Genomic DNA, 25,805 nt, shown 5'->3' on the forward strand with positions numbered 1-25,805 from the left:
GTTTTTAACTGATAAAGGTACTCAAATGGCTAGGTTAATATTACCACAAGGTTTTCATGGTCATGATTTTATAAAAATGATGAAACATGAGCCGCATGGTCGAAATCGTATACGTTTATTGGCGATGTATCACCTTCAATTAGGCAAATCTTTAAAAGCCATATCTGAAATAGTGAAGTCACACTGGAAAACTGTGCAATCATGGCTCAGAAGATTTAGGAATCATGGTTTTGAAGGATTATTTGAATCACAAAGAAGCGGCGCCCCTAGGAAGATTAACACTATACAAGAGTCTGCTCTTTTTGATAAAATCAATACGCTCAGTGAAAGTAAAACTGGTGGGTATATAACTGGAAAGGAGCTACATATCATGTTACTTGAGGAATATGGTGCTAAATGCGCTTTAAAAACAGTCTACAATACTATGCACCGCCTTGGTTTTAGCTGGATTACTTCTCGTTCAATGCATCCAAAGTCAAATCAAGAGACTCAAAATACATATAAAAAAACTTCCCAGACATGTTAACAAAATTATTACCAAAAAATATCGATAGATGTAAAGTTGATATATGGTCTCAGGATGAAACTCGAGTTGGGCAACAAGGTAGCTTAACTCGTATATGGGCTAAGCGTGGCACTAGACCCCGTAAAGTTCGGCAACAGCAATTCATTTCAACATATATTTATGGAGCTGCTTGCCATGATACAGGAGAAGCTTTTGCATTAATTTTACCATATGCAAACACACAGGCAATGAATAAATTCTTAGAAGAGCTTTCTCGCAGTATTCAAGGCAACCGACATATAGCTTTACTAACGGATAATGCAGGTTGGCACACAGCCAAAAAACTAACTGTGCCAAGCAATATCACTTTGATACCGCTTCCGCCCTATGCGCCGGAACTTAATGCAATGGAACAAGTTTGGGAATGGATCAAAAATCATTTCTTGTCTAACCAATGTTATGGTGTATATGAAGATATCGTCACTATGGCTTGTTACGCTTGGAATCAATTTGCTCATAATGTAGATTTAGTAAAATCAATTATGTATAGAGACTGGATAAACACACCGTGTTAATTATTGCAATTGGTATTATATCTGCACTCCAAACCTGGTTTGGCAATACTATTTCTAATCCTTTTAGTAAATAAGGATATATTTTATGCGCTTGATTCCTCTTGCTTAAATTTATTTTAGGATAAACAGCTTCAAGACCCATTATCTTGTAGTAACGTCTAACAGCTTTACGACCTACCGAAAAACCTTGGGCTTGTAAATATTTAGCCATCCGCCGCATACCATAATATGGATGCATAGTATAGGTCTCATCAATTATTGCCATAATCTTGATATCTTGTTCACTAATACCAGTAGGTTGATAGTAATAGGTTGACCTGCTAATATCCAATAACTTACACTGTTGTACAATTGTTAACTTATTATGATTAGGCTCTATCATATTACACCTAACCTTTAATTCCAAACAATGCAGATTTTTTTTTGAGCCAGTCACACTCAACGCTTAACTGACCAATTTGCTCATATAGATTCTTGATTAACCCCTGCTGATTTGGATCAGCACTCTGTGTTTTATTCTTAAAACCTTGTACTAACAACTCAAGACCTTGTTTTTTCCAGTTACTTATCTGTGTTGCATGAACACCATACTTACTGGTTATCTGGGCTATTGTTAGCTCTCCCTTAATTGCTTCTATGACAATTTTGGCTTTCTCCTCAGCACTATATTGCCTTACTTGTTTTTTCATCTCTAGCTCTCCTTGTTTGCTAAAGAATTCTATCTCATTTTTCTTATTTTTCTGTCCAAAATATTGGAACCATTATACGATCTCTGATCGTATTACTTCTAATTTTATGCAAAAATTTTATATCTTGTTCCTCTTTGCTTTTTGGCAGCACAGTTTTTAATTCTGGATCACGAGCCGCTTTGCATATTGCTAACGCATCGTTATAATCATTTTTCTGTTTCGATGTAGCATAAACTTTTACATCTTTTGTTTTCATTAGTTTGACTTGCAAACCAAGCTTAGCAATTTCCTGTGACCAATAATTAGCTCCTCCACATGCTTCCATAGCTACCAATGAACTTTTATCGAGATTGCTTAAATAGGCTATTAACTCATCTCTTGTAACTTTTTGATAACCTATTTTTTTGCCATTTTGATCGACTGGCACCAAGTGCATACTATTTTTTGCTAAATCTATTCCTATTATAGTATTTTTTATGCTATTATTTATCATGGTATGGACCTATTAATTAAATTATTATTTAATTTGGAGCAGCTGAAAACTATTTTTCAGCTGACTCCGTACCAGTAAAGCATATTTCGCTTCACTCGTCCATACCATCATTCTCGCTTCGGTGCGGAATCTATAATACCTCAGGGTATTTTTAGATCCCTGCTTTCGCAGGGATGATAACCATGATCCTATATTTTATTCAAATCTGCAAAAAAACTTGATTATCGAGTTTAAGAAAACAATAATTGAAAAATCGTCATTGCGAGGAGACCGTAAGGTCGACGAAGCAATCCAGAAAAGTGATTAGAAATGGATTGCCACGCCACCTACGGTGTATAGTACCCTACAATTTTGAGAAGATGAAGAAGAATGGTTGATTTAGAGTGGTGTGAAGTAGTATAAGGTAGGTATTTTTATAACAAAATGCATAATATAATACTTCAAGAATTGATTTTATATATAGACGGAAATAAATCAAGATTAAAATGTTTGGTTGGTATGGTAATTAGTTTGCTGACGGGCAGCTCAATTTATCAAAAAGGTTTAGCACTTGGTATTTTAGGTGATGCTAAAGCGACGTCAAAAACTCATAGAATTTATCGTTTTTTAAAAGATTTTAATTTTGATTATATGAAGGTTGGCTATTTGCTATTAAGCTTTTTTGCTTCAAAAAATTATGTCGTAGCAATGGATAGGACAAGTTGGAAATTTGGTAAATCCGATATTAATATTTTATTTTTAGTAATGGTAATTGGTAAAATATCGGTGCCAATATTCTGGAAGACTTTGTCGCATGGTGGCGGGTGTTCTGCAGAATTTATGAAGGAATTTTTACAGAAATTTATTAATAATTTTGGCGTTGAAAGAATAAAATATTTGCTTGCTGATAGAGAATTTATGAATAAAGAATGGTTAGACTTTCTGATAAATAACCATCTAAAGTTTGTTATTCCATTAAAAATGGATCATAAAATTCGTCTTACAAAAGGTTTAAGAACTTTAACCATTGAAAGAATATTTAGTGATGTTAAAGCCTTAGAGTATAGGGCTTGTAGTGGTATATTATGGAATAGAAAGGTTAATTTTACCGCATATAGAAATGATAAGAGCGAGCTGATGGTTCTGGTGTCTTCAATTGAAATAGAGCAAGATATTTTTGCTTTATATAAATTTCGTTGGAGTGTTGAACGACTATTTTTGCACCTAAAAAGCGGTGGTTTTGATATTGAAAAAAGTCACATTGTAAAATTGGATAGATTTGAAAAATTATTAGTGATAACTGCTATTGCTTCAGCTTTAATAGTCAAAAATGGAATAATACAAAATGCCTTAAATCCCATCCGAATAAAACGGTACAAAACCATTGAAAGACAATTGTTTTCATTATTTACCTATGGCTTTGATCATATCAAAAATGCTTTTTATCAATCTACAACAGCCATAACGCAGCTAATATCCACATTATTAATACCTCCCAAACAAAAACTTTTTTCTATCCTAATACCATCTTTACAAAAATTGTAGGGTACTATGTACGTCGTCACTCGTCGCTTGCCTATTACTTATAGGCATCGCTCCTAGCACCAAATTCTCCTGAATTGACTATACATATGCAATGTAGATACCATTATTAACTTTACGAAATAAGAATAATTATTATCTCGATTGGTATAATTTAGTATATTATCTACGCTGCGGGGTATAGAGGTAATTTTATTATAGAATGGGAATTGATGGATGGCGATATATCCAGTACACTAAGAATTTCAACAAGAGCTTTGGTAATATCCTGAATCATTTGATCGGTATGGTTGGGTGTTGGAATGATTCTTAAGCGTTCTGTGCCACGTGGTACTGTTGGAAAGTTGATATGCTGAACATAAATATTATAGTCATTCAACAACATATTAGAGGCTTGTTTGGCTTTAATTGGGTCGCCAATAATTATTGGTATAATATGGCTATCATTTTTAAAATAATTCACTTTAGCTTGATCAAAAGATTTTTTTACCTTGGCTATTACCTTTTGGTAAGTTTCCCTTTCTATATTAGAATTTTTTAAATGACGAATACTTTTAGTTGCTGCCGAAGCGATAATTGCCGGTAAAGAGGTGGTGAATATAAAACCTGGAGCCGTAAGTCTTATAGAATCGATAATCTGACTATCAGCTGCAATATAGCCGCCAATAACGCCGTAAGCCTTGCCAAGGGTTCCCTGGATAATATTAATTTTATCAGCACAACCTTGAAGATCGGCAATACCAGCACCATGCTTACCATATAGACCCACTGTATGTACTTCGTCAATAAAAGTTAAAGCATTATATTTTTTAGCTAAATTCACTATTTTTTCTATTGGAGAAAATAATCCGTCCATAGAATAAGCTGATTCAAAAACAATAATCTTTGGTCTATTAATATCTAGCTTTTTAAGTAGTTCTTCAAGATGTTGAACATCAATATGTCGATAAATATGTTTTTCAGCTTTTGAGTTACATATACCAGAAATAATAGAAGCGTGATTTAGCTCATCTGAGAAAAAAACTATATTAGGCATTATTTTTGCTAGTGTTGCAAGGGTGGTATCATTGGCAACATAACCGGAAGTGAAGACTAAAGCTGATTCTTTATTATGTAGGGTTGCTAATTCTTGCTCTAATTCTATTATGCAGCTATTATTGCCACCTATATTTCTTGTACCGCCAGAACCAATGCCATATTTTGCTGTAGCCTCTAGAGCAGCTTTGGTGACATCTGGGTGCTTACTCATTCCAAGATAATCATTGATACACCACATGACAATTTCTTTATCAACATACCAAGCGGACGGGAAATTATCTGCCTGCCTTTGAACAGGAACAAATTCACGGTATCTGCCTTCTTGTTTAATTCTAGTTATGTGATTATCAAATATATTATTATAGTTAAACATTATATTAACCTCAATTGTCAGTTGCTATGCCAATTATTACGCAAACAGAAAATTATAAAAAACTAAAAATTTTATCAAAAACATGACAAACAATTTTTCCAATATTATACTAACCTGAATTCGATATAACAAGTTATTACAAATTCGGTCATATCTATAAATATAACAGATTTTTTTGCTACACTAATAGTTGTTCTTATTATTTTTGCGGTATTACTTATTTTTTTTCATTTCCTAACTCAGTACAGTCAATTAACCTGAATTAGTGCCGAATAAGCACCCATCGTGCTGTCTATTAGCGAGTAGGCGTAAGCCTCCGAAGCAATCCATTTTAATCTTTTTTTGGATTGCTTCAATGCCACTAAAATGGCTCCTCGCAATGACGCTGAAGCTAAATACTATTCAAGTTAATTCACTATAACTACTATTACCCATTTTTTAAAATGGCTTACTCTTATCCTAAATTGACTATATCAATTATGTACGTCCAAATAATCGCTCAATATCTTTGAGTTTGAGTTCAATGTAAGTTGGTCTACCATGATTACATTGACCTGAAAAAGGAGTTTTCTCCATTTGCCTTAACAATTCATTCATTTCTTCAGAAGATAATTTACGACCTGCTCTGATAGAATAATGACATGCATATGTTTCTGTAACATGTTCAATCAATTGAATCAAGGAAATACTTTCGCCAAGATCAGATAAATTATCTGCTAAGTCTTGAATAAGTTGGCTTATATTGATATCTCCTAATAGGCTTGGAGCCTCTGATACAATGATGGATCGCTCGCCAAATTTTTCTATGCTTAAACCTAATTTAGAAAGATCTACCTTCTTATTATATAATAAATCGGCTCTTTTGACATCTGGTAATTCTACTATCTCAGGTATCAGTAATCTCTGCTTAATTAATCCATTATTACTTATCGTCTGTTTAATTTTTTCGTATCCTAAACGTTCATGGGCTGCATGTTGATCTACGATAACAATACTATCTGCTGTTTGTGATATTATATAAGTACCGTGCAATTGTGCTCTTGCCGCTCCGAGTGACACATTTTTGTGATCAGTATGAGTACAATCAGTTAGTGAGAAGTTGGTGACGTCGTCGCTCAATGCTAGCCTATTACTTATAGGCGTTGCTCCATCGCTCCTGTTATCCAACTCTCCTGAATTGACTATAGAGTCCTCTACTACCTCTACTTTAGCATGAGGTTCAGTCTTTATTAATGGCTGTTGAATATTAGAACTATTTTGGTTGGATTTAGGGAGAGTTAAATTCTGGACTCGATAAATACTGCTATTATCAGATACGTTTAAATTATGTGGGCTTAAATTATCCTGATATATTTTTTTTGAAGAGCTAGGACTTTTTTGCCATGGTATATTTGTTTTAACAGCACTATTAGTAGTTGCCGTATTTCGAAAAAGACCTAAGGCAGTTGTGGCAATATTCGTTGAAACCATATGACTTTTAGTGGTAAGGGCATCCTTGATAGAGCTTATCAGCAATCCTCGTATGGTATTTGGATCGTGAAACCTTACTTCTGTTTTGGCAGGATGAACATTAACGTCAACCATTTGGGGATATATCTGTAGAAACAGAACTGAAACTGGGTGTCTATCCCGAGCTAAGTAATCCTGATATGCTACTCTTAAAGCGATTTGTAGTAATTTATCATTGACTGGTCTGTTATTAACAAATAAAAACTGATCCTCAGCAGAAGCTCTATTAAAGGTAGGAATACTAGTAAAGCCATATACTGAAATTTCTGGTCTTTGTAGATTAATATGAACCGAATTTTCAATAAAACCATAACCTACTATATCAATTATTCTTTGCTTTAGAATTTCGTCAAAATTACCATCTTGCCCTTTTACCTTTAGGATATTTTTACCATCATGAGATAAATTAATACTGATTTTAGGATGAGCTAATGCAATCTTCTTTATTACATCTACTGAAGCTGCAAATTCGGTTTTATCAGATCTTAAGAACTTTAATCTTGCAGGAGTAGCAAAGAATAAATCTCGTATTTCAATCTTAGTACCTTCGTTATGAATGGTAGGCTTGCTTCCTTTATTATTCCCACCACTAATTTGCATCTGATATGCTCTATCAGCTCCACGTGCCTTTGAAGTAATCAGCATCTTACTTACAGATCCTATAGAAGGTAATGCCTCTCCGCGAAAGCCAAAAGTGTGAATATTTAACAAATCTAGCTCATCAAGTTTAGAAGTAGTATGACGCTCTACGGCAATATTTAGGTCATCCTCAGACATACCTATTCCATTATCAGAAATAACAATAAGATTTTTCCCTGCTTGCTCAAGCATTATATCTATCTTAGTGCTAGCTGCATCAATAGCATTCTCAACTAGTTCTTTTACCACCGAAGCTGGTCGTTCAATTACCTCTCCAGCAGCGATACGATTTATAGTACTATCTGATAGGAGTTTTATCTTCATTACTTAATTAACACAAATTTTTTACTACAATAAGGACACATAATAGAACCCTTGGTTGAATCAATTTCTAAATAAATTCTTGGATGATCATAAGGCGACTCTCTGCCAGAACATGATATTGATGTAGAGATAGTCTCAATAATTTCTACATTTTGCATAAAATTAAAGCTATATGAGAGTTTTTAGGATGATATCATTATAAAACATAAGTTGCATTTATTCAAAATAAAAATTAGGTAGATCAATGAAAGATTAAATTAATTAGTTATTGCAGACAGCCTCCTAGCCATTTTATTAAGTTATTGGCAAAGATTCTAAAAACTATTTTGCCAAGTATGATAATTATTATGGTGATAAGGAAACTATAAATAATATCAGCTGGGTAGTGCATAGCAAGAGTAATACGTGATATCGCCACTAAAATAACAATCAAAATGGTTATAATTTTTTGTCTCATTGTTATATATGACCAAATACAGTAGGCAACCAATAATGCTAACCCAGAATGACTGCTTGGAAAACTAGACAAACATCTTTCAAGTTCAATATTAGCAATTGTTACAAAACCGTTAATAGGCAATGAGCAAAATGGTCTAGGTAGATTAACCGAAAACTTAAGTAGAGCATAAATACAACCGAATATCGTATAAATTATACCAATCATTACCATTTTATTATATATAGCCCAAAATTTGCTCTGACGATGATTAAAATCTTGAATATTTTTTATCTGAATGTAAAAATATACGCAATATATCAAATAAACGATAGTAAAGTTGATAATATTAAAACAATAAGAGATGATTTGTAGAATATAAGCTATTATGCTAAAGTGGTTAGTTATTCTATTGATCCACAAGAATATCTCTTGATTAAGACCTTGGAAATTATATAAAAGTTCAAACATTTTCAATTTTATTTGATTTAAGTAAATAATATTATGCTAGAAATAACAGTACTCGGATGTGGTTCATCACTTGGTCTACCGATAATTAATTGTGATTGTAGTACATGCACCTCGACTTCAAGTCACAATAAAAGAACTAGAGCATCAATATATATGGATGATGGTAATAGTCAAATTCTTGTTGATTTTGGTTTCGACATTAAGGAGCAGTTACTACGAGAAAAGATTAAAAAAGTGGACAGTGCCATATTAACCCATTATCATGCAGATCATGTTAACGGTATTGATGATCTACGTGTATTTCCATTCTTTCAGAAAAGACCTTTAGAAATTTTTACTGATAATGCTACAGCATTGAGAACTGAGAATCATCACCAACACTTGTTTGCTCCGGATAGACTGATTGCAAGACCGGTAGATTTTTTTGCAAAATTTAAAATTAACACTATAGAGGTACAATTTTTTAGACAGCATCATGGTTCTATAGATAGTTTAGGTATTAGAGTGGATGATTTTGTATATTCTAGTGATGTGGCAGATTTTCCGACAGAGTCCAAATCATTCTTAAGAAATATCAAAGTGTGGATATTAGATTGTATGGCATACGAATCTAATGATTGCCATGCAGGATTAGATAAAATCCTACAGTGGGAATATGAATACAAACCTCAACAAATATTATTAACTAATATGAATCATTTTATTGATTATCACGAGATATCAAAAATATTGCCAAGCAATATAAAACCTCTATATGATGGTTACAAATTTATAGTTTAGTATGATAGTAGTTGATAAGGTTTCAAAAAAATATAGTAAAATTTATGCTGTTAAAGATGTTAGTCTTGAGTTCAAAAAAAAGGAAACTATAGCGATTATAGGTTCTTCTGGTAGTGGTAAATCCACTTTATTACGAATTATTAATGCGTTAGAAATACCTACTACTGGACAAGTGTTTGTTGATAACAAAAAGTTAACTCAAAAGAATAAAAGGAAGCTTTGCCTTAAAATTGGCATGGTTTTCCAATCTTTTAATCTTTTCCCACACTTAAATGTTCAGGATAATTTAATATATGCTCCTGTTAATATTTTGAAAATGCAGCAGATGACTGCCATTTCTAAGGCGAAAAAATTATTAGAGCAATTTGGTTTAAAACAAAAAGTTACTGCTTTTCCTATCAATCTATCTGGAGGACAAAAACAGCGAGTAGCCATTTGTCGAGCCTTAATGATGGATCCAGAGGTAATGTTATTTGACGAGCCTACTTCAGCTTTAGACCCTGAAAATATTAAAGATATTATTGAAATTATCTCTTCATTAAAAAGTCAAATGACGATGATTGTTGTTACTCACCATATCAAATTTGCCAAAGCGATAGCGGATAGGATAATTTTTATGAATCACGGGCAAGTTCTAGCAGATCAGCCAGCCGCAGAATTTTTTGAAAAGCCAAAATCTCATAGAGCAAGATTATTTTTAGAGAATATAGGTGACTTAATGTGAGCAATAAGAGTCTTATAAAGTTAACAATGCTTTTATGTATTAGTACGGTCATTACCTTCTTGATACGTAAATTGGTAGATGCACAATTTCCTGGGTTCTCTTGGAGTAGCCAGAAGAGTATATCTTGCTTTGTAATGATTTTGATTATTATCAGTATCGTTTATAATTCCTTCAATCAAAAGGGGGTAAAGATCGTCTCTATTCAGCTATTAATCTGGGGGCTAATTTTCTTGATCATAATTATTGGTTACGCTTTCAGATTTGAATTAAATTATACCACACAACGAGTCATATCCGTACTAATACCATCATATAATTGGGTCAATAAACAAGGAGAATTAGTGATTAGCCGTAGTAGCGACGGACATTTTTACATTGACGTACTGGTAAATGGAGTAAAAATTAAATTTATGATTGATACCGGAGCAAGTGATGTTGCCCTTACTACTAATGATGCTAAAATGCTAGGATTTGACTTATCAAAACTACATTACACTAGAATTTACTCGACGGCTAATGGTACTAGTACGGCCGCCCCCGTGAAATTAGATAGTGTAGTGATTGATAACAGAGCTTTCTTTAGAAATATTGAAGCTCATATAGGTACTGGTGGTCTCGATACATCACTACTAGGTATGTCAGTATTAGAGCGTTTTAAAGGTTTCAGAATAGATCGAGATATGTTGACTTTAAGTTGGTGAAGCTATTCAAAAACCAGGAGTTGTAGGCAGTCTCTAGCAATGTACACCACAATACTTACAAAAATACGTTAATGAGTTCTGTTTTAGATATAATAACAGAGATAATTACGATATATTTAATTTGTTGGTACAACAAGCTTTTTTGTAAAATTGGAATATTCTTTATGTATACTAAAAGATTAGAAGCATCTGTAACGCATGATATCCTGGTTCAACTTGATAATCTTGGTTGGATTGTCGATGAAAAAGACCCAAGATGTAACGTTTATCAACAAAGAGTGAAACTTACCAAGCAAAAAGAATTACTTAGCGGTAAAATACCTGACTTTGTACTATACAAGGAAGGAAGTAACGAACCAATAATAATAATTGAGGCAAAAAAACCAAATGAAACTATACAATTAGCAATGCACCAAGCATTAAATTTGTATGCTAAACCACTAAATACACCGCTTATATTTGCTTATAATGGAAGTTATATTGAAACCCAATATTTGTATAATGAACGTAGTCTTAAAATTGACGGGGAAGATGTAAGGCAATTTATAAATCACCATACGGCACTCAGATTTGTTAATGAGGGCTCTGAAATACTATCTGCGGTAAATTTCATTCAGAATTCAAGAGACGAACTTATTAGGGTATTTAAAAGTGCGGCTAATTTACTAAGAGAGGATGGATTGCAAGCAGGGCTTGACAGATTTGGGGCATTTTCTGATATTTTGTTTTTAAAAATTCTTGATGAAATTTCTGTTCTAAAGATGTTGGGAGGTGAAGAAAATAGGTTAGATGAGTATCTTAGATGGAGTTCCTTTTCTCAGAAAAAAGGAAACGAGTTGTATCAATATGTGAAAGATGTTGTGTGGATTAAGATTAACAAGAAGTATGGTGATATTTTTAGCGAAGCGTTCCCTATTAATTCCCCTGATATTTTTGAAGAAATTATTTGTGAGCTTTCAAAACTTAACCTTACGGCTTCAGATAGTGATGTGAATGGTGATGCTTTTGAATATTTTTTAAAAAATGCTTACCAAGGCATCAAAATTAAAGATTTAGGCAAATATTTTACACCTAGAAACATTGTGAGAACAATGATAAGTATGGTTAATCCTAAAATTGGCGAAACCATTTATGACCCTTTTTGTGGTACAGGAGGATTTTTAATTGAAGCATTTAGATATTTAAAAATCAGAACTTCGTTTAACGACGAGATGCAAAATATTCTAAGAAAAAAAACAATTTACGGTTCTGAGATTACTGTTAATGCAAGAATTGCAAAAATGAATATGATTTTGTTTGGAGATGGACATAGTAATATCAAAAAACAAGATACCCTTTCTGAGTATGTAAATCAAAAATATGATATTGTAATTACAAATCCACCATATTCGCAACAAACAAGGTTTGGGTATTTATATCCCATTCAATCAAATAATGGTGACGCTATTTGTCCTTTGCATTGCTTTGAAGCTTTAAAACTAGGTGGTAGAGGCTGTTTACTTGTAAAAGAAAACTTTGTTTCAGATGGGGGAAATGTTGGAAAGGTGAGAGAGTATATTTTTAATAACTCATCAAATGTTTCTATTGTTTCATTGCCAAGAAAGCTTTTTGAACCTTACACACCAACAAAAACAAGCATTATATATTTCGAGAAAAACAGAAAGATCTCAGATACGTTCTTTTTTGCAATTAATGCGGTTGGTCATGAACTTGGTTCAAGAAAGAAGCCAATTAAGGATAATGATTTACCAATTGCACTCGATGCTTTCAACAATAAAAAGGCTGTTGCAGAAATTGAATCTGCCATAATACCATCAACTGAAATAGCCAAGAATAGCTATAGTTTATGGATTTATGATTATTTAGATATTTTTGCTAATTTAAAAGGTGATATTATAAAACTTGGTGATTATATTGAGGAGATAACAGAAAAAACAGAACCGTCTTTACAGCCAATTACAGATTTTAGAATTTTAGGGGTAAGTAATAGTATTGGTATTTTTGACAATGAAATTTTAAAAGGTGAGGACATAAACCAAAAATATAAGTATGTTCAAGCTGGAGATTTGGTATATAATCCGCATAGGATTAACGTTGGCTCTTTAGGTTTAGTTTCTGAGGACTTAAATGGTGGATATGTAAGTGGTATCTATATCGTATTTAGAGTTTTAAAAAAATTCCAAAATACTCTACCATCTGAATATTTATTACATGTTTTAAAATCAAAATATTATTTAGCCATTATTGGCAAATATGATACAAAGTATGGAGCTGTTAGGGCAAACTTAACTTATGAACAGATTTGTAATATACACATACCATTACTTAAACAAAATGAAATGAGAAAATTTTTAGAGAAAATAAGTAAACTAAATGGTATCACGGAAGAATTTTAGAAAATTAAAAATAACCTAAAAGAATCTATACATAAAATTTTACCTCATTTATGAACTAAGTATAATTGTCCTTGAGGATTGGTTGGAAAAATGTAAGTTGACTATTATTTTAAACTTAATAATAATATTAAACTAAAGAAAGTGGATATAAATAGTCTTTATATTATGATTAACAGTACAAATAATAAATTTGGATATTGGTGGCTTAAAGTTAAGACTTTTAAACCATCCTGATAAAAACCCCTAAATTTATTCTTCACAATTATTTACCTTCATCTATACTCTCATTTGTAGATATTCTAAGAGTTAATTATGTTACAAACTAGCAATAAAATTTTTTCTAATCTTAGTGGGCAGAAAAAATATGATATAATAAGTAGTAAGCAACGTGGAGATTGGGATAATACAAAAGATTTTATTATTAGAGGTAGAGAATGGATAATTGATGAAATAAAAAAATCAGGTTTGCGAGGACGGAGCGGTGCTGGATTTCCAACTGGTCTCAAATGGTCGTTTATGCCTAAAGAACACCCGAAACCTAGCTATTTAGTAGTTAATGCTGATGAATCAGAGCCTGGTACATGCAAGGATCGTGATATTTTAAGACATGAGCCGCACAAATTGCTTGAAGGCTGTTTGCTTGCCAGTTTTGCTATTAACGCACATACTTGCTATATATATATTCGTGGTGAATTTTATAACGAAGCATCCAATGTGCAACGGGCTATAGATGAAGCTTATGATGCTGGTTTTATAGGTGATAATGCTTGTGGTACTGGGTATAAACTTGACATTTATTTGCATAGAGGTGCTGGGGCATATATTTGCGGTGAGGAAACAGCTCTACTCGAGAGTTTAGAGGGGAATAAGGGATTTCCTAGACTGAAACCGCCATTTCCAGCTAATTTCGGCTTATATGGTTGTCCAACAACTATTAATAATGTTGAGTCAATTGCCGTTGTACCTACTATACTTAGACGTGGGGGGGATTGGTTTGCTTCAATCGGGAAGCCTAACAGTACCGGTACGAAAATTTTCTGTATTTCTGGTCACGTAAATAGACCATGTAATGTTGAAGAAGCTATGGGCATACCTTTAAAGGAATTGATAGAAAAATATGCTGGAGGTGTACGTGGTGGTTGGGATAATCTGAAAGCTATTATTCCAGGTGGTTCGTCAGTACCATTGTTACCAAAATCACTATGTGAAGATTTGGCAATGGATTTTGATAGTGTGAAATTAGCTGGCTCGGCTCTTGGGACTGGTGGAATTATTGTTATGGATAATTCTACAGATATTATTTATGCTATTGCCAGGCTTAGTAAATTCTACATGCATGAATCTTGTGGTCAGTGTAGCCCATGCAGAGAAGGTACAGGGTGGATGTGGCGAATTATGATGAGCTTAGTACGAGGTCAGGCAAAAATAGAAGAAATAGATCAATTGTTAGACGTGACTAAAATGATCGAGGGGCGTACTATTTGCGGTCTTGGAGATGCCTCTGCTTGGCCTATTCAAGGTTTAATTCGTCATTTTCGTCACGAGATTGAAGAGAGGATATATTCAAAAAAAATGTGAAAACTTTTAGATATAGTTGATTCACCCGACTTCCGCAGTTTTTATTAAGAGGAAGTCCTGCAAGCCTTAGTTTGTAAGGGTTGTAGATTTTTAGGCACAACATTATTTGCTTATTTTAGATATATTTCTACAGCATCTGAGCGTTTAAGATTGAAGGTTTTATAAATCTTCCTCGCCTCATTTTTCATGTTGCTTGGTAGCCTATACAAATCTCCTGTTGTTGTATGCCTTAAAATTGAAGATTGTACTCCCATTAATAACTCAACTATATTAACCTCAGTTTGATGTAAGAGGAAGGTTGAGATTGTTTAATTTTCCAATATTTTGGACAGAAAAATAAGAAAAATGAGATAGAATTCTTTAGCAAACAAGGAGAGCTAGAGATGAAAAAACAAGTAAGGCAATATAGTGCTGAGGAGAAAGCCAAAATTGCCATAGAAGCAATTAAGGGAGAGCTAACAATAGCCCAGATAACCAGTAAGTATGGTGTTCATGCAACACAGATAAGTAACTGGAAAAAACAAGGTCTTGAGTTGTTAGTACAAGGTTTTAAGAATAAAACACAGAGTGCTGATCCAAATCAGCAGGGGTTAATCAAGAATCTATATGAGCAAATTGGTCAGTTAAGCGTTGAGTGTGACTGGCTCAAAAAAAAATCTGCATTGTTTGGAATTAAAGGTTAGGTGTAATATGATAGAGCCTAATCATAATAAGTTAACAATTGTACAACAGTGTAAGTTATTGGATATTAGCAGGTCAACCTATTACTATCAACCTACTGGTATTAGTGAACAAGATATCAAGATTATGGCAATAATTGATGAGACCTATACTATGCATCCATATTATGGTATGCGGCGGATGGCTAAATATTTACAAGCCCAAGGTTTTTCGGTAGGTCGTAAAGCTGTTAGACGTTACTACAAGATAATGGGTCTTGAAGCTGTTTATCCTAAAATAAATTTAAGCAAGAGGAATCAAGTGCATAAAATATATCCTTATTTACTAAAAGGATTAGAAATAGTATTGCCAAACCAGGTTTGGAGTGCAGATATAACGTATATAAGACTGAGCCAAGGGTTCGTATATTTAGTAGCTATTATTGACTGGTATAGTCGTTATATTCTAAGTTGGCGAATCTCCATTAGTTTGGAAAGTGAATTTTGTATAACAGCCCTTGAAGACGCTATAGAAAAATATGGTATGCCAAAAATATTTAATACTGATCAAGGAGTACAATTTACCTCGGAGAATTTTATTAGTATGCTAAAGCTACATAATATCTTGATTAGTATGGATGGTAAGGGACGAGCCTTAGATAATATTTTTATTGAACGTTTTTGGCGATCATTAAAACAGGAAAAAATTTATCGGATTATTTTAACAACAGTAAAGGAGGCAAAGACAGCAATTAACGAATATATGGACTTTTATAATAGACAAAGGATGCATCAAGCTTTGGATTATAAAACTCCAGAATGTGTATATTTTGAAAAAAATATTGTATAAAAACAACAATTTAATTTTTGTGAATTATATCTCTATTTATCTAAATTTTTGTCTAGACAAAGGGGACCACCTTATAATGTAAGAGCTAAAGGTGGGTTAATTAAAATTGGAGCAACTGAAGAAGGTGTATTGCGAAGCCACACTCTTATGCCTGATGATAGACGCCGAGATACAGTATATTATAGTATACTTAAAGATGAGTGGGATACAAAATTACGGTTAAAAAACTTTTCTGATTGCTCAGGCTCTTATATTATACTCGATAATCAAGTTTAATACTATCTAGAATTAAGGCTAACATGACTCAAAAAGAGGTGGCAAAAAAATGAATACCACCCAATCTGTAATAGCACGTTTAGAAAGCGGTAAACATTTTCCAAGTTTAAAAACAATTTATAGATATGCTATTGCAATAGATAAACCGATTAATTTACATGTCAACCATAGTAGTGAGGAATCTATGCTATAGCTAATATAAACCTATTTATTTTATTGATAAAATTTATGAATATTTTTGTTACTAATAACTGCCCTATAATATCTGCCCAAGCATTGGATAACAAACGGGTAGTTAAAATGGTTTTAGAAATAGCCCAATTGTTAAGTACCGCCATATTCATTAATAGTGGTGTTACTTATCAGCATATCTACAAACCAACTCACATGAAGCACCCATGTACTATCTGGGCGGCATTGAATATTGGCAATTGGGACTGGTTATTTCAGCATTTTTTAGCATTATGCGAAGAATATAGTTTTCGTTATAACAAAAAACATGCTTCCACAAGGTTATTACCATATTTGTTAGAACGTAGAGCTGATATTCAAGATGGCATAATAACTCCATTTGCTAATTGTACTAAATCAGAGAGCATGCAGGTGGATTTTAAGCATATTAGCGATCCTTGCGAAGCTTATAGAAAATATCTCAATGCAAAATGGCACCATGATAAATTACCACCGAAATGGATTAACAGAGAACCACCTTTATGGTATAATCGCCAATTTCTTATCAATTGACTATATATTGCAAAAATAATGAAAACAGCTATTAGTGTAGCATAAAAATCTGCTATATTTAAACAAAATTGATAATTATGGCATTGCATTACATGAACAAGATTTATAAAATTTCGATATTTACACTATATTTGATATTAATTTGTCTCTTAATATTACCTATTGTTACTGTTAAGGCAGAGTCTCCTATTAAAGCAGTGACATCTAGTACAGAGGAAAATAATAATGTGATTCATCATTCTGATAGTAATGCAATAACCCTTGAAGCAAAGCAAGCAATAGTCATAGATTACGCTACAGGTAAAGTGTTGTTGGCAAAGAATGCTTATGAGCGTATGACTCCTTCATCGATGACCAAAATAATGACATCTTATCTTATTGAAGAGAAAATTCAGAAGGGCGAGGTGTCGTTTGATTCGTATTTTATTGTAAGTGAGAAAGCTTGGCGTATGGGAGGGTCAAAATCTTTCATGCCTCTAGGTGAAATGGTACGTCTTGAAGATATTTTGAATGGTATTATTATTCAATCAGGAAATGATGCTTGTATTGTAGCGGCTGAAGGGTTGTACGGAACGGAAGAAAATTTTGTTGAGGCTATGAATTTACAAGCACAGAAAATAGGTATGAAGGATACTCATTTTGTTAATGCTAGTGGTTGGTCAGCAGAAAATCATTATAGTACCGCCTATGATCTCACACTACTTAGCAGAGCTCTTATTAAAAACCACCCAGAATTTTATCGCATTTATAGTGAAAAATATTTTACTTTCGGTAAAGATCAAAAAGGTCGCCCTATTATTCAAGGAAATCGTAATCTCTTATTATATAAAGAAGTTGGATGTGATGGTATTAAAACAGGATATACTGACGATGGGGGTTATGGTATGGTAGCATCATGTATAGATGATGGGCGTCGCTATATTATTGTTATTAATGGTCTTAGTTCTATGAAAAAGCGAGCTGATGAATCTCTAATGCTATTAGATTGGATTAAGCAAAACTTTATTCACAAAAAGTTTTATGCTAAAGGTGATATAATAGAAGAAACTGATGTATGGCTTGGTGTAAAGGATAAATTGCAACTTGTAGCAGCAGAAAAGTTGTCAATGGTTGTGCCACGTTCTAACCAAGAAAAAATTGATATAAAAATATCGATACCGTCAACTGTTTCAGCTCCTTTAAAGGCTGGGGATATTGTTGGTAAAATAACTTTAACTGTTGACAATGATGTTCAAGAAATAGCTCTTCTTGCTAAAGAATCCATTGACAAAGTAGGATTTTTGAAGAGAATAGCTTGTTACTTTAATTATTTGTTTTTTAGCAAATAATTTGGTAATTGGCATTTTACTAAACTTATAATATTTATAATTATGACAGAGATAATCGATTCACAAGATTTAATTGACACTATCAGTAAACTTGAAAAATTAGAGGAAGAGAAAACCGAACTGACCGATCTAATAAAGGATGCTTATGAAGAAGCTAAACATAAAGGCTATGATATTAAGATAATTAAGCATGTTCTGAAACTTAAGAAAAAAGATAAAGATGATCTTGCTGAAGAAGATAGCCTAATAGAGATATATCGTGAAGCGTTGAATATTTAACAATTATAGTCAAACCATTAACTTTTACGTATCTTTAAAAAGGCTAATACAAATAACATACTAAATAAGGTAGTGAATAAAAAAAGATTGGACCAATCCATATAGTTTGCACAAATACCAGATAAACAGGATAAAATAATACGTACAAAGGAGCTAAAAGAAGAAATAATTGAGTATTGCGTGGCGATCAATTCGCCATCACATAAACTAGAAAAATAAATAATAAGAGCAGTATTACCAAGTCCACAACAGAAGTTTTGGACAGTAATGGTTATAGTAAATACAACTAGATCATGACCTACTATAGATAAAAACATTAGCATTAAGGGGGATAGTAATTGTAGAATACCGCATATTAGTAAACCTCGAGATATACCTACTTTTGTAGTTAGAATACCGCTAATAATCCCCCCTAAGGTCATTAGCATGAATCCATATGTTTTTGAGATAGAGGCAATTTCTTGGGAGGTAAAGGACAAGTCAATAAACAAGGGAGAACTCATTGCCATAGGAATTGAATCACTTGCTTTATATAAAAAGACAAACAGCATAATGAATATCCAATTTGGATGGTTTCGTTTTAATAATAGTAAGCTATCACCAATGACTTTAGAATATTGGCTCAATGAAATTAAATTAGTAAAAATGTGTTCAGCTTTTTTTGTAGCAGGTTCTTGCATGCATAAGATTATTAGTGGGGCAGCCATTGTTATAAAAAAGGTACATAGATATACGCAGTACCAATTAAAGAAGCAAGAGACATATAATGCTCCTGTACTATTAATCAGCATTCCTATGCGAAAACCAGTGCCACTAAAAGTTGTAGCAACTGAAAGCTCTTCCTTTGTTGCAGAGCGTTCTATACGATAGGCATCTAAAATAATATCTTGAGTTGCCGCACAACAGGAAATAGTAAAATTTAAAATGGCAGTAATAACAATGTTAACAGGGGGAGCTATAATTAAAAATCCACTAGTACTAACTAACAAACATCCTTGTACAGCTAGTGCCCATCCTCGACGTTGACCAAATTTTTTACATATAATAGGTACAGAATATTTATCAATAAATGGTGCTACTATTGGTTTTAGGCAATATGGCAGAGATGTTAGAAACATTAAGCCAATAATATCAGTTGAATATCCTGCTTGTGATAATTGGTAATGAATAGTAACTGAGACCAATGAAAAATTTCCCCCCGCCACTATACCTAGCAAGAAGAAACAAATAAAATAAGAACTTATGCGATTAGTTAACATTCCGGAGTTATATCCACCTTTTTGGATAGTTATCTAACAAGTCTTCAGTGTTTAATGTATATAGTCAATTCAAGAGAAGTTGGTGACGTTGTCACTCGTCGCTCCTAGCCCCAAATTCTCCTGAATTGACTATAGTTAGTCTTGGAAGATTAAATATCACAATTTCCTTCTTATTTCAATATAACATCTACAATTAAGTTAATTTAATAGATGTAGTCAAGCTTATCTTTCTATATACTCGATAATCAAGTTTTCTTGCAGATTTGAATAATACCAATTGCAATAATTAACACAGTGGTGTAAAATGGGTTTTTAACTGATAAAGGTACTCAAATGGCTAGGTTAATATTACCACAAGGTTTTCATGGTCATGATTTTATAAAAATGATGAAACATGAGCCGCATGGTCGAAATCGTATACGTTTATTGGCGATGTATCACCTTCAATTAGGCAAATCTTTAAAAGCCATATCTGAAATAGTGAAGTCACACTGGAAAACTGTGCAATCATGGCTCAGAAGATTTAGGAATCATGGTTTTGAAGGATTATTTGAATCACAAAGAAGCGGCACCCCTAGGAAGATTAACACTATACAAGAGTCTGCTCTTTTTGATAAAATCAATACGCTCAGTGAAAGTAAAACTGGTGGGTATATAACTGGAAAGGAGCTACATATCATGTTACTTGAGGAATATGGTGCTAAATGCGCTTTAAAAACAGTCTACAATACTATGCACCGCCTTGGTTTTAGCTGGATTACTTCTCGTTCAATGCATCCAAAGTCAAATCAAGAGACTCAAAATACATATAAAAAAACTTCCCAGACATGTTAACAAAATTATTACCAAAAAATATCGATAGATGTAAAGTTGATATATGGTCTCAGGATGAAACTCGAGTTGGGCAACAAGGTAGCTTAACTCGTATATGGGCTAAGCGTGGCACTAGACCCCGTAAAGTTCGGCAACAGCAATTCATTTCAACATATATTTATGGAGCTGCTTGCCATGATACAGGAGAAGCTTTTGCATTAATTTTAGTGCGCCACGAAGTGTAGATAAACTAGTTGTTGAAAGAACAGTCTTAGAAGTGTTGACCTAGCACACTAAGTATCGAGCCTTGGGCAGAAATTGGCAACAATTATGCTAAGCGTAGGCAGAGATATTACAGGCCGTAGTGATTGAGCCACGTTAAAAATGTTATATGAGATCGCAGACTTTGTTAAGATAAAGGAATGCAACATTATCTATATCGTAAATTAGGCAGATATAGGTTTAGGTTTCCGGGGTCGGAGAGCATGGCATGTAATAAAAGTTTATCTATGAACGTGGGATATCCTATATTCTCTTCCATTTTTTTTGAAGTATCAGCCGACAAGAGTAAAACCCAAGGGAGCTGAGAGGGGATATAGGAAGTCGGATGGATCATAGTAGTGTTGAAGCAGAGGAAAGTTTGTGGAGCGAAGGATCCTGGGTAAAATCGATCTTTTTAGGGAAATGTTATGATAACAACAGAATATCAAATAAATACAGAAACGAAACTAAAAAGAATAGCATGGTTATCCTCACAGGATAAGGGCAAGAGATTTAACAATCTCATGCATTTATTTAATGAAGAAGCACTTACCAAATGTTACCAAGAGCTTGATGTAAATAGAGCGGTGGGAACAGATGGTATGGACAAATCGAGCTATAGCTTAAACCTTACAGAAAATATCAGAGAATTGGTTAAGAAACTAAAGAACATGGTATATAAACCAGGGAATATACTAGAGGTAAAGATACCAAAGGAAGGAAGCCCGGGTAAGTATAGGACTTTAGGGATTAGCAATTTTGAAGATAAGCTTTGCCAAAAGATGATGAAGAAGGTACTTGAAAATATCTATGAGCCATTATTCCTTAAGTGTTCCTACGGTTTCAGGGCAGGGATTGGATGTCATGATGCAGTAAGGGAGCTTTCTAAACATCTTTATGAAAATGAGGTTGAGAGCATAATAGACTTAGACTTAGCGAACTTTTTTTGGTACATTGGATAGGAAGATATTGATCGAAATATTACGGGAGAAGGTTCAGGATGAGAGGCTAATTAGGTATTTAATCCGTATGTTTAAGGCGGGAGTATTATCTGATGGAGAGTTAACTATCCTAGAAGAAGGGGTAATTGCAGGAAGTATTGTAAGCCCCATACTTGCGAATATATTTGCTCACTATGTACTAGATGAATGGATTAAAAAAGTAGTAACCCAGCATTGCAGTGGTACGGTAGAATTATTTCGCTACTGTGACGATGCAGTGATATGCTGTAGATATGAAGAGGATGCAAAGAAGATTAAAGTAGTTCTTGTGAAACGACTTGAAAAGTACAAACTTAAACTTAATGAAGAAAAGACCAAATTGGTCAGATTTTCAAAGAACCAGTTGTCTCGAGGCATAAAACAGGAGTCCTTTGATTTTCTAGGATTTACCTTTTATCTGGGAAAGTCTAGGAATGGTAGAATAATACCTAAGTTAAAGAGCAGTGGAAAAAGGATAAGCACCAAGTTAAAGAAAGTTAATGATTGGTGTAAAGGCATTAGAAACAAATACAAACTACCTATCATATGGACAATCTTTTGCAGTAAGCTTAGAGGACATATCCAATATTATGGAGTGTCGCACAATTGCGATGCCGTAAATGGTTTCATATGGAAGGCGGTTAAAATAATGTTCAAATGGCTAAATAGACGCAGTCAGAAGAAATCATTTAACTGGGAACAATTTAGACTTTTTATTACACGCCATCCTTTGCCAAAGGTAAAAGTATATCATGTCATGTTTCAGTGAGCATACCGTGTAAATGATGATATCTTGAGCCCATTGCCTTAATAGGGCACGATGCGGTTCTAACGAGGGGCGTAATAGGTGACTATTACGTCTACTCCCCCCATATGCAAACACACAGGCAATGAATAAATTCTTAGAAGAGCTTTCTCGCAGTATTCAAGGCAACCGACATATAGCTTTACTAACGGATAATGCAGGTTGGCACACAGCCAAAAAACTAACTGTGCCAAGCAATATCACTTTGATACCGCTTCCGCCCTATGCACCGGAACTTAATGCAATGGAACAAGTTTGGGAATGGATCAAAAATCATTTCTTGTCTAACCAATGTTATGGTGTATATGAAGATATCGTCACTATGGCTTGTTACGCTTGGAATCAATTTGCTCATAATGTAGATTTAGTAAAATCAATTATGTATAGAGACTGGATAAACACACCGTGTTAATTATTGCAATTGGTATGATATCCCTTTATGGTCGCGGTATGACAGTCAGCGAGATCCGAGGGCATTTAGAAGAAATATATCAAACTGATGTATCTGGTGACTTGATATCCACCATAACAGATGGGGTGATAGAAGAAGTAACTAGGTGGCAAAATCGTTGTTTAGATAGGGTGTATCCAATATTATACTTGGACTGTATCTATGTAAAATCTAGAGACAATCACATAGTAATAAATAAAGCAGTATATTTAGCACTTGCTGTAAATATAGAAGGGAAAAAGGAGTTACTTGGCATTTGGATAGGCAAAAATGAAGGTGCTAAATTTTGGATGCAAGTAGTTACTGAGTTAAAGAATCGAGGAATTGAACAAATTTATGTTGCTTGTGTGGGGTTTAAAGGGCTTTCCAGAAGCTATAAGCAGTGTATTCCCGAGTACTATAGTACAATTATGTATTGTACATATGGTTCGCAATTCAGTAAAGTATGTGTCATATAAAGATTTAAAAGAGGTCACATCAGATCTAAAACAAATTTATACAGCTAATAATGACGAAATGGCACGTTTAAAACTTCAGCAATTTGGTGTAAAATGGGATAAAAAATATCCGGTAATTTCTGATATTTGGCAACGTAATTGGTCTGGGATAATACCGTTTTTTGCCTTTCCTGAAGAGAACAGAAAGGTAATTTATACTACTAACACTATAGAATCTGTAAATCGTCAAATTAGAAAAATTATCAAAAATAAGGGGGTGTTTCCAGATGATAAGTCAATTCAAAAAATAATATTTTTATCCCTACAAAATGCAGCCAAAAAATGGACCATGCCTATTAAAGATTGGTCTTTAGCTTTAAATCAATTTGAAATACTTTGTGGAGATTTTAAATATGATTTATTGGAAAATAAAAAATGAACTTACACAAATTAAATGATTGACTCGCAAAAATGGTTTTCAATATTTAAAAACTTTATACAATAGGCTTGTTAATAATTTTAAACCTAAGAAAGTTGCGATAGTTGCTTGTATGCGTAAGCTACTTGAAGTTTGCCATAAACTTATTCAACAAAAACGTTGTTTTATTATTTAGATAAATATTTTTTTGAAAATTTAGATAAAAGATAATTGCTATGGACTGAGAGTCACTAATCTCCGCTGAGAATAAGCAACAGGAGGTATTAATGACTCTCAATCACTATACCAAATATTATACATATTTTTAGATTGGCACCCAGCACGAATTAAAACATTTGCAGAATTAATTTGTGCAGTAGTAAAAGCTAAAACTGTGAGAATCAAAGAATTAGCACTGTATGTCGCTTCTAAAGGCAATTTGCATGCCAAGATTGTTAAAGTTGAGCGTTTGCTTTTAGAACAAAATATGTGCTTTATAAGTTTAGGAAAAATTATTGTTAAATTGCTCTGTCTAACAGGTAAAATTAGCCTTGCCATAGATAGAACCAGCTGGCAATTTGGTATTAAAAATTTGAATTTTTTTGTTGCAACCATTGTATATGGTAATATTTCAATTCCTATAGCATGGTTGTTACTTGATAAAAAAGGCAACTCTTCTACTAATGAAAGAAAGAAATTGATTGAGCAAATTTTAACAATTATACCTAAGGAAATGATAGAGCTTATCCTTGCCGATCGGGAATTTGTTGGAGAAGAATGGTTGCAATATATGGTTGGAATCCAAAAATTACCTTTTGCTATTAGGCTAAGAAAAAGCGAGAAAGTCAAGCATTTCAACGGTGGCAAGATAAAGTTGAATAAATGTTTTGCCGATATGCAAATAGGTAACACTAAAACTATAGAAAGCAAAATTTACAATGGTATGGCAATTAAAATAACTTGTTTGCAATTAGAAAGAGAGCAACTATTTATTGCTAGTAATGTCCTTATTGGTGAATGTGCTTTGCTAGCATATAAGCAAAGGTGGAGCATTGAGCGATCTTTTCTGTCTCTCAAATCATCTGGATTTAATATTGAAGATACCCACATTACAGATCAAAAAAAGCTAGAAAAACTATTTGCAATAGTATCTTTATCCTTAGCTATTTGCGTGCTTGCTGGTGACATTAAGAACAAAATTTATCCTATAAAGATCAAAAAACATGGTCGTAAATTATACTCATTATTTACTTATGGATTTGATTGGATAAAAGATTATTTTTATAACTCGTTAAGTGATACCCCTGCTATGTTGTTTTCATTACTACGAAAACACATTATGATTGCTTTTCAACTTCAACAATAACTGTGGGGTACTATGATCACGTATATATTCTACTAATGTATAGGCAAGGCTTGACAAAATTAGTCTGAGTTGATTAGCCCACCATTTATGGCATGAAGTGCGATCGGCAAATATGAGCCTTTCTAAT

Annotated in this window: 29 protein-coding genes and 2 pseudogenes; 22 read left to right on the forward strand and 9 right to left on the reverse strand. The window is 33.4% G+C overall.

Annotation, left to right across the window (positions count from 1 at the left end; all coding sequences use genetic code 11):
* The first annotated feature begins 25 nt into the window (after positions 1 to 25).
* Together NBW66_RS07375 and NBW66_RS07380 are read left to right on the forward strand one after the other, a co-directional pair.
* Positions 26 to 526 (forward strand): helix-turn-helix domain-containing protein, encoded by a 501-nt coding sequence (locus NBW66_RS07375; protein ID WP_250310542.1) that lies wholly within the window; start codon positions 26 to 28, stop codon positions 524 to 526.
* Positions 520 to 1,080, forward strand: coding sequence for an IS630 family transposase (locus tag NBW66_RS07380; RefSeq protein WP_250310543.1), 561 nt, complete (start codon positions 520 to 522; stop codon positions 1,078 to 1,080). The genes NBW66_RS07375 and NBW66_RS07380 overlap by 7 nt, the downstream gene beginning before the upstream one ends.
* On the opposite strand, the gene NBW66_RS07385 is transcribed toward NBW66_RS07380, so the two are convergent.
* From NBW66_RS07385 to NBW66_RS07395, 3 genes are read right to left on the reverse strand one after another with little or no spacing between them, the layout of a single operon-like run.
* The gene (locus tag NBW66_RS07385) at positions 1,046 to 1,462 is read right to left on the reverse strand and encodes an IS3 family transposase (protein ID WP_250310544.1); all 417 of its coding nucleotides are present in this window, start codon (positions 1,460 to 1,462) and stop codon (positions 1,046 to 1,048) included. The two genes, NBW66_RS07380 and NBW66_RS07385, sit on opposite strands and share 35 nt — an antisense overlap.
* 7 nt (positions 1,463 to 1,469) lie before the next feature.
* Entirely contained in the window at positions 1,470 to 1,769 is a 300-nt protein-coding gene (locus NBW66_RS07390; RefSeq protein ID WP_094649795.1) for a transposase, read from the reverse strand.
* Between the two features lie 43 nt (positions 1,770 to 1,812).
* Complete coding sequence (locus NBW66_RS07395; RefSeq protein WP_250310545.1) at positions 1,813 to 2,262, reverse strand: IS110 family transposase; 450 nt, start codon at positions 2,260 to 2,262, stop codon at positions 1,813 to 1,815.
* 423 nt (positions 2,263 to 2,685) lie between these two features.
* Between NBW66_RS07395 and NBW66_RS07400 the strand changes: the two genes are divergently transcribed.
* Complete coding sequence (locus tag NBW66_RS07400) at positions 2,686 to 3,786, forward strand: transposase (RefSeq protein ID WP_250310546.1); 1,101 nt, start codon at positions 2,686 to 2,688, stop codon at positions 3,784 to 3,786.
* A 163-nt stretch (positions 3,787 to 3,949) separates the two neighbouring features.
* On the opposite strand, the gene hemA is transcribed toward NBW66_RS07400, so the two are convergent.
* The 4 genes from hemA to NBW66_RS07420 form a co-directional block, all read right to left on the reverse strand.
* Positions 3,950 to 5,194 carry a 5-aminolevulinate synthase gene (gene hemA, locus NBW66_RS07405; RefSeq protein WP_250310547.1) on the reverse strand — a complete coding sequence of 415 codons (1,245 nt, stop codon included), beginning with the start codon at positions 5,192 to 5,194 and terminating at the stop codon, positions 3,950 to 3,952.
* Positions 5,195 to 5,671: 477 nt separating this feature from the next.
* Complete coding sequence (gene mutL, locus NBW66_RS07410) at positions 5,672 to 7,666, reverse strand: DNA mismatch repair endonuclease MutL (protein WP_250310548.1); 1,995 nt, start codon at positions 7,664 to 7,666, stop codon at positions 5,672 to 5,674.
* A complete protein-coding gene (locus NBW66_RS07415) occupies positions 7,666 to 7,824 on the reverse strand; it encodes a zinc-finger domain-containing protein (RefSeq protein ID WP_094649254.1) in 159 nt (52 codons plus the stop codon). Before NBW66_RS07415 ends, mutL begins: the two co-directional genes overlap by 1 nt.
* Positions 7,825 to 7,931: 107 nt before the next feature.
* Positions 7,932 to 8,573, reverse strand: coding sequence for a phosphatase PAP2 family protein (locus NBW66_RS07420; RefSeq protein ID WP_250310549.1), 642 nt, complete (start codon positions 8,571 to 8,573; stop codon positions 7,932 to 7,934).
* A gap of 33 nt (positions 8,574 to 8,606) precedes the next feature.
* Here NBW66_RS07420 and NBW66_RS07425 point away from each other — a divergent pair, with 33 nt between their 5' ends.
* From NBW66_RS07425 to NBW66_RS07475, 11 genes are all read left to right on the forward strand, one after another.
* Entirely contained in the window at positions 8,607 to 9,353 is a 747-nt protein-coding gene (locus NBW66_RS07425) for an MBL fold metallo-hydrolase (RefSeq protein ID WP_250310550.1), read from the forward strand.
* 1 nt (position 9,354) lies between these two features.
* Complete coding sequence (locus NBW66_RS07430; protein ID WP_250310551.1) at positions 9,355 to 10,077, forward strand: amino acid ABC transporter ATP-binding protein; 723 nt, start codon at positions 9,355 to 9,357, stop codon at positions 10,075 to 10,077.
* Positions 10,078 to 10,103: 26 nt separating this feature from the next.
* Complete coding sequence (locus tag NBW66_RS07435; protein ID WP_250312157.1) at positions 10,104 to 10,778, forward strand: TIGR02281 family clan AA aspartic protease; 675 nt, start codon at positions 10,104 to 10,106, stop codon at positions 10,776 to 10,778.
* A gap of 71 nt (positions 10,779 to 10,849) precedes the next feature.
* Complete coding sequence (locus tag NBW66_RS07440; protein WP_250310552.1) at positions 10,850 to 13,174, forward strand: N-6 DNA methylase; 2,325 nt, start codon at positions 10,850 to 10,852, stop codon at positions 13,172 to 13,174.
* Between the two features lie 312 nt (positions 13,175 to 13,486).
* Entirely contained in the window at positions 13,487 to 14,752 is a 1,266-nt protein-coding gene (gene nuoF / locus NBW66_RS07445) for an NADH-quinone oxidoreductase subunit NuoF (protein WP_250310553.1), read from the forward strand.
* Positions 14,753 to 15,135: 383 nt separating this feature from the next.
* Positions 15,136 to 15,435: a transposase gene (locus NBW66_RS15275; protein ID WP_250310554.1), complete on the forward strand. Its 300-nt coding sequence runs from the start codon at positions 15,136 to 15,138 to the stop codon at positions 15,433 to 15,435.
* A 7-nt stretch (positions 15,436 to 15,442) separates the two neighbouring features.
* Entirely contained in the window at positions 15,443 to 16,261 is an 819-nt protein-coding gene (locus NBW66_RS07455; RefSeq protein ID WP_250310555.1) for an IS3 family transposase, read from the forward strand.
* A gap of 325 nt (positions 16,262 to 16,586) precedes the next feature.
* Positions 16,587 to 16,730 carry a helix-turn-helix domain-containing protein gene (locus tag NBW66_RS07460; RefSeq protein WP_250310556.1) on the forward strand — a complete coding sequence of 48 codons (144 nt, stop codon included), beginning with the start codon at positions 16,587 to 16,589 and terminating at the stop codon, positions 16,728 to 16,730.
* A 35-nt stretch (positions 16,731 to 16,765) separates the two neighbouring features.
* The gene (locus NBW66_RS07465) at positions 16,766 to 17,281 is read left to right on the forward strand and encodes a pyrimidine dimer DNA glycosylase/endonuclease V (RefSeq protein WP_250312158.1); all 516 of its coding nucleotides are present in this window, start codon (positions 16,766 to 16,768) and stop codon (positions 17,279 to 17,281) included.
* A gap of 197 nt (positions 17,282 to 17,478) precedes the next feature.
* Positions 17,479 to 18,609, forward strand: a complete 1,131-nt coding sequence (locus NBW66_RS07470) for a D-alanyl-D-alanine carboxypeptidase family protein (protein ID WP_250310557.1) — start codon at positions 17,479 to 17,481, stop codon at positions 18,607 to 18,609.
* A 42-nt stretch (positions 18,610 to 18,651) separates the two neighbouring features.
* A complete protein-coding gene (locus tag NBW66_RS07475) occupies positions 18,652 to 18,888 on the forward strand; it encodes a GapR family DNA-binding domain-containing protein (RefSeq protein WP_250310558.1) in 237 nt (78 codons plus the stop codon).
* A 17-nt stretch (positions 18,889 to 18,905) separates the two neighbouring features.
* Here NBW66_RS07475 and NBW66_RS07480 read toward each other — a convergent pair whose 3' ends face one another.
* Positions 18,906 to 20,147: an MFS transporter gene (locus NBW66_RS07480; RefSeq protein WP_250310559.1), complete on the reverse strand. Its 1,242-nt coding sequence runs from the start codon at positions 20,145 to 20,147 to the stop codon at positions 18,906 to 18,908.
* Positions 20,148 to 20,480: 333 nt separating this feature from the next.
* On the opposite strand from NBW66_RS07480, the gene NBW66_RS07485 reads away from it, so the two are divergent.
* The 8 genes and pseudogenes from NBW66_RS07485 (at position 20,481) to NBW66_RS07525 (ending at position 25,678) form a co-directional block, all read left to right on the forward strand.
* Positions 20,481 to 20,981 (forward strand): helix-turn-helix domain-containing protein, encoded by a 501-nt coding sequence (locus NBW66_RS07485; RefSeq protein ID WP_250310560.1) that lies wholly within the window; start codon positions 20,481 to 20,483, stop codon positions 20,979 to 20,981.
* On the forward strand, positions 20,975 to 21,205 hold the full coding sequence (locus NBW66_RS07490; RefSeq protein WP_250310561.1) for a hypothetical protein: 231 nt from the start codon (positions 20,975 to 20,977) through the stop codon (positions 21,203 to 21,205). The genes NBW66_RS07485 and NBW66_RS07490 overlap by 7 nt, the downstream gene beginning before the upstream one ends.
* 444 nt (positions 21,206 to 21,649) lie before the next feature.
* On the forward strand, positions 21,650 to 22,183 hold the full coding sequence (locus NBW66_RS07495; protein ID WP_250310562.1) for a reverse transcriptase domain-containing protein: 534 nt from the start codon (positions 21,650 to 21,652) through the stop codon (positions 22,181 to 22,183).
* A complete protein-coding gene (locus NBW66_RS07500) occupies positions 22,176 to 22,970 on the forward strand; it encodes a reverse transcriptase domain-containing protein (RefSeq protein WP_250310563.1) in 795 nt (264 codons plus the stop codon). The genes NBW66_RS07495 and NBW66_RS07500 overlap by 8 nt, the downstream gene beginning before the upstream one ends.
* Positions 22,971 to 23,085: 115 nt before the next feature.
* Positions 23,086 to 23,418: pseudogene (locus tag NBW66_RS07505) on the forward strand (transposase); the annotation flags it as partial.
* Between the two features lie 14 nt (positions 23,419 to 23,432).
* A pseudogene (locus tag NBW66_RS15000) lies at positions 23,433 to 24,333 on the forward strand (IS256 family transposase); the annotation flags it as partial.
* A gap of 19 nt (positions 24,334 to 24,352) precedes the next feature.
* Positions 24,353 to 24,508 carry a hypothetical protein gene (locus tag NBW66_RS07520; protein ID WP_250310566.1) on the forward strand — a complete coding sequence of 52 codons (156 nt, stop codon included), beginning with the start codon at positions 24,353 to 24,355 and terminating at the stop codon, positions 24,506 to 24,508.
* Between the two features lie 198 nt (positions 24,509 to 24,706).
* A complete protein-coding gene (locus tag NBW66_RS07525; RefSeq protein WP_250310567.1) occupies positions 24,707 to 25,678 on the forward strand; it encodes an IS4 family transposase in 972 nt (323 codons plus the stop codon).
* Here the strand turns inward: NBW66_RS07525 and NBW66_RS07530 are convergent.
* Positions 25,637 to 25,792: a transposase gene (locus NBW66_RS07530; RefSeq protein ID WP_410525828.1), complete on the reverse strand. Its 156-nt coding sequence runs from the start codon at positions 25,790 to 25,792 to the stop codon at positions 25,637 to 25,639. The two genes, NBW66_RS07525 and NBW66_RS07530, sit on opposite strands and share 42 nt — an antisense overlap.
* Positions 25,793 to 25,805 lie beyond the last annotated feature (13 nt).

This window comes from Rickettsia endosymbiont of Oedothorax gibbosus, assembly GCF_936269705.1.
Lineage (GTDB): Bacteria > Pseudomonadota > Alphaproteobacteria > Rickettsiales > Rickettsiaceae > Tisiphia.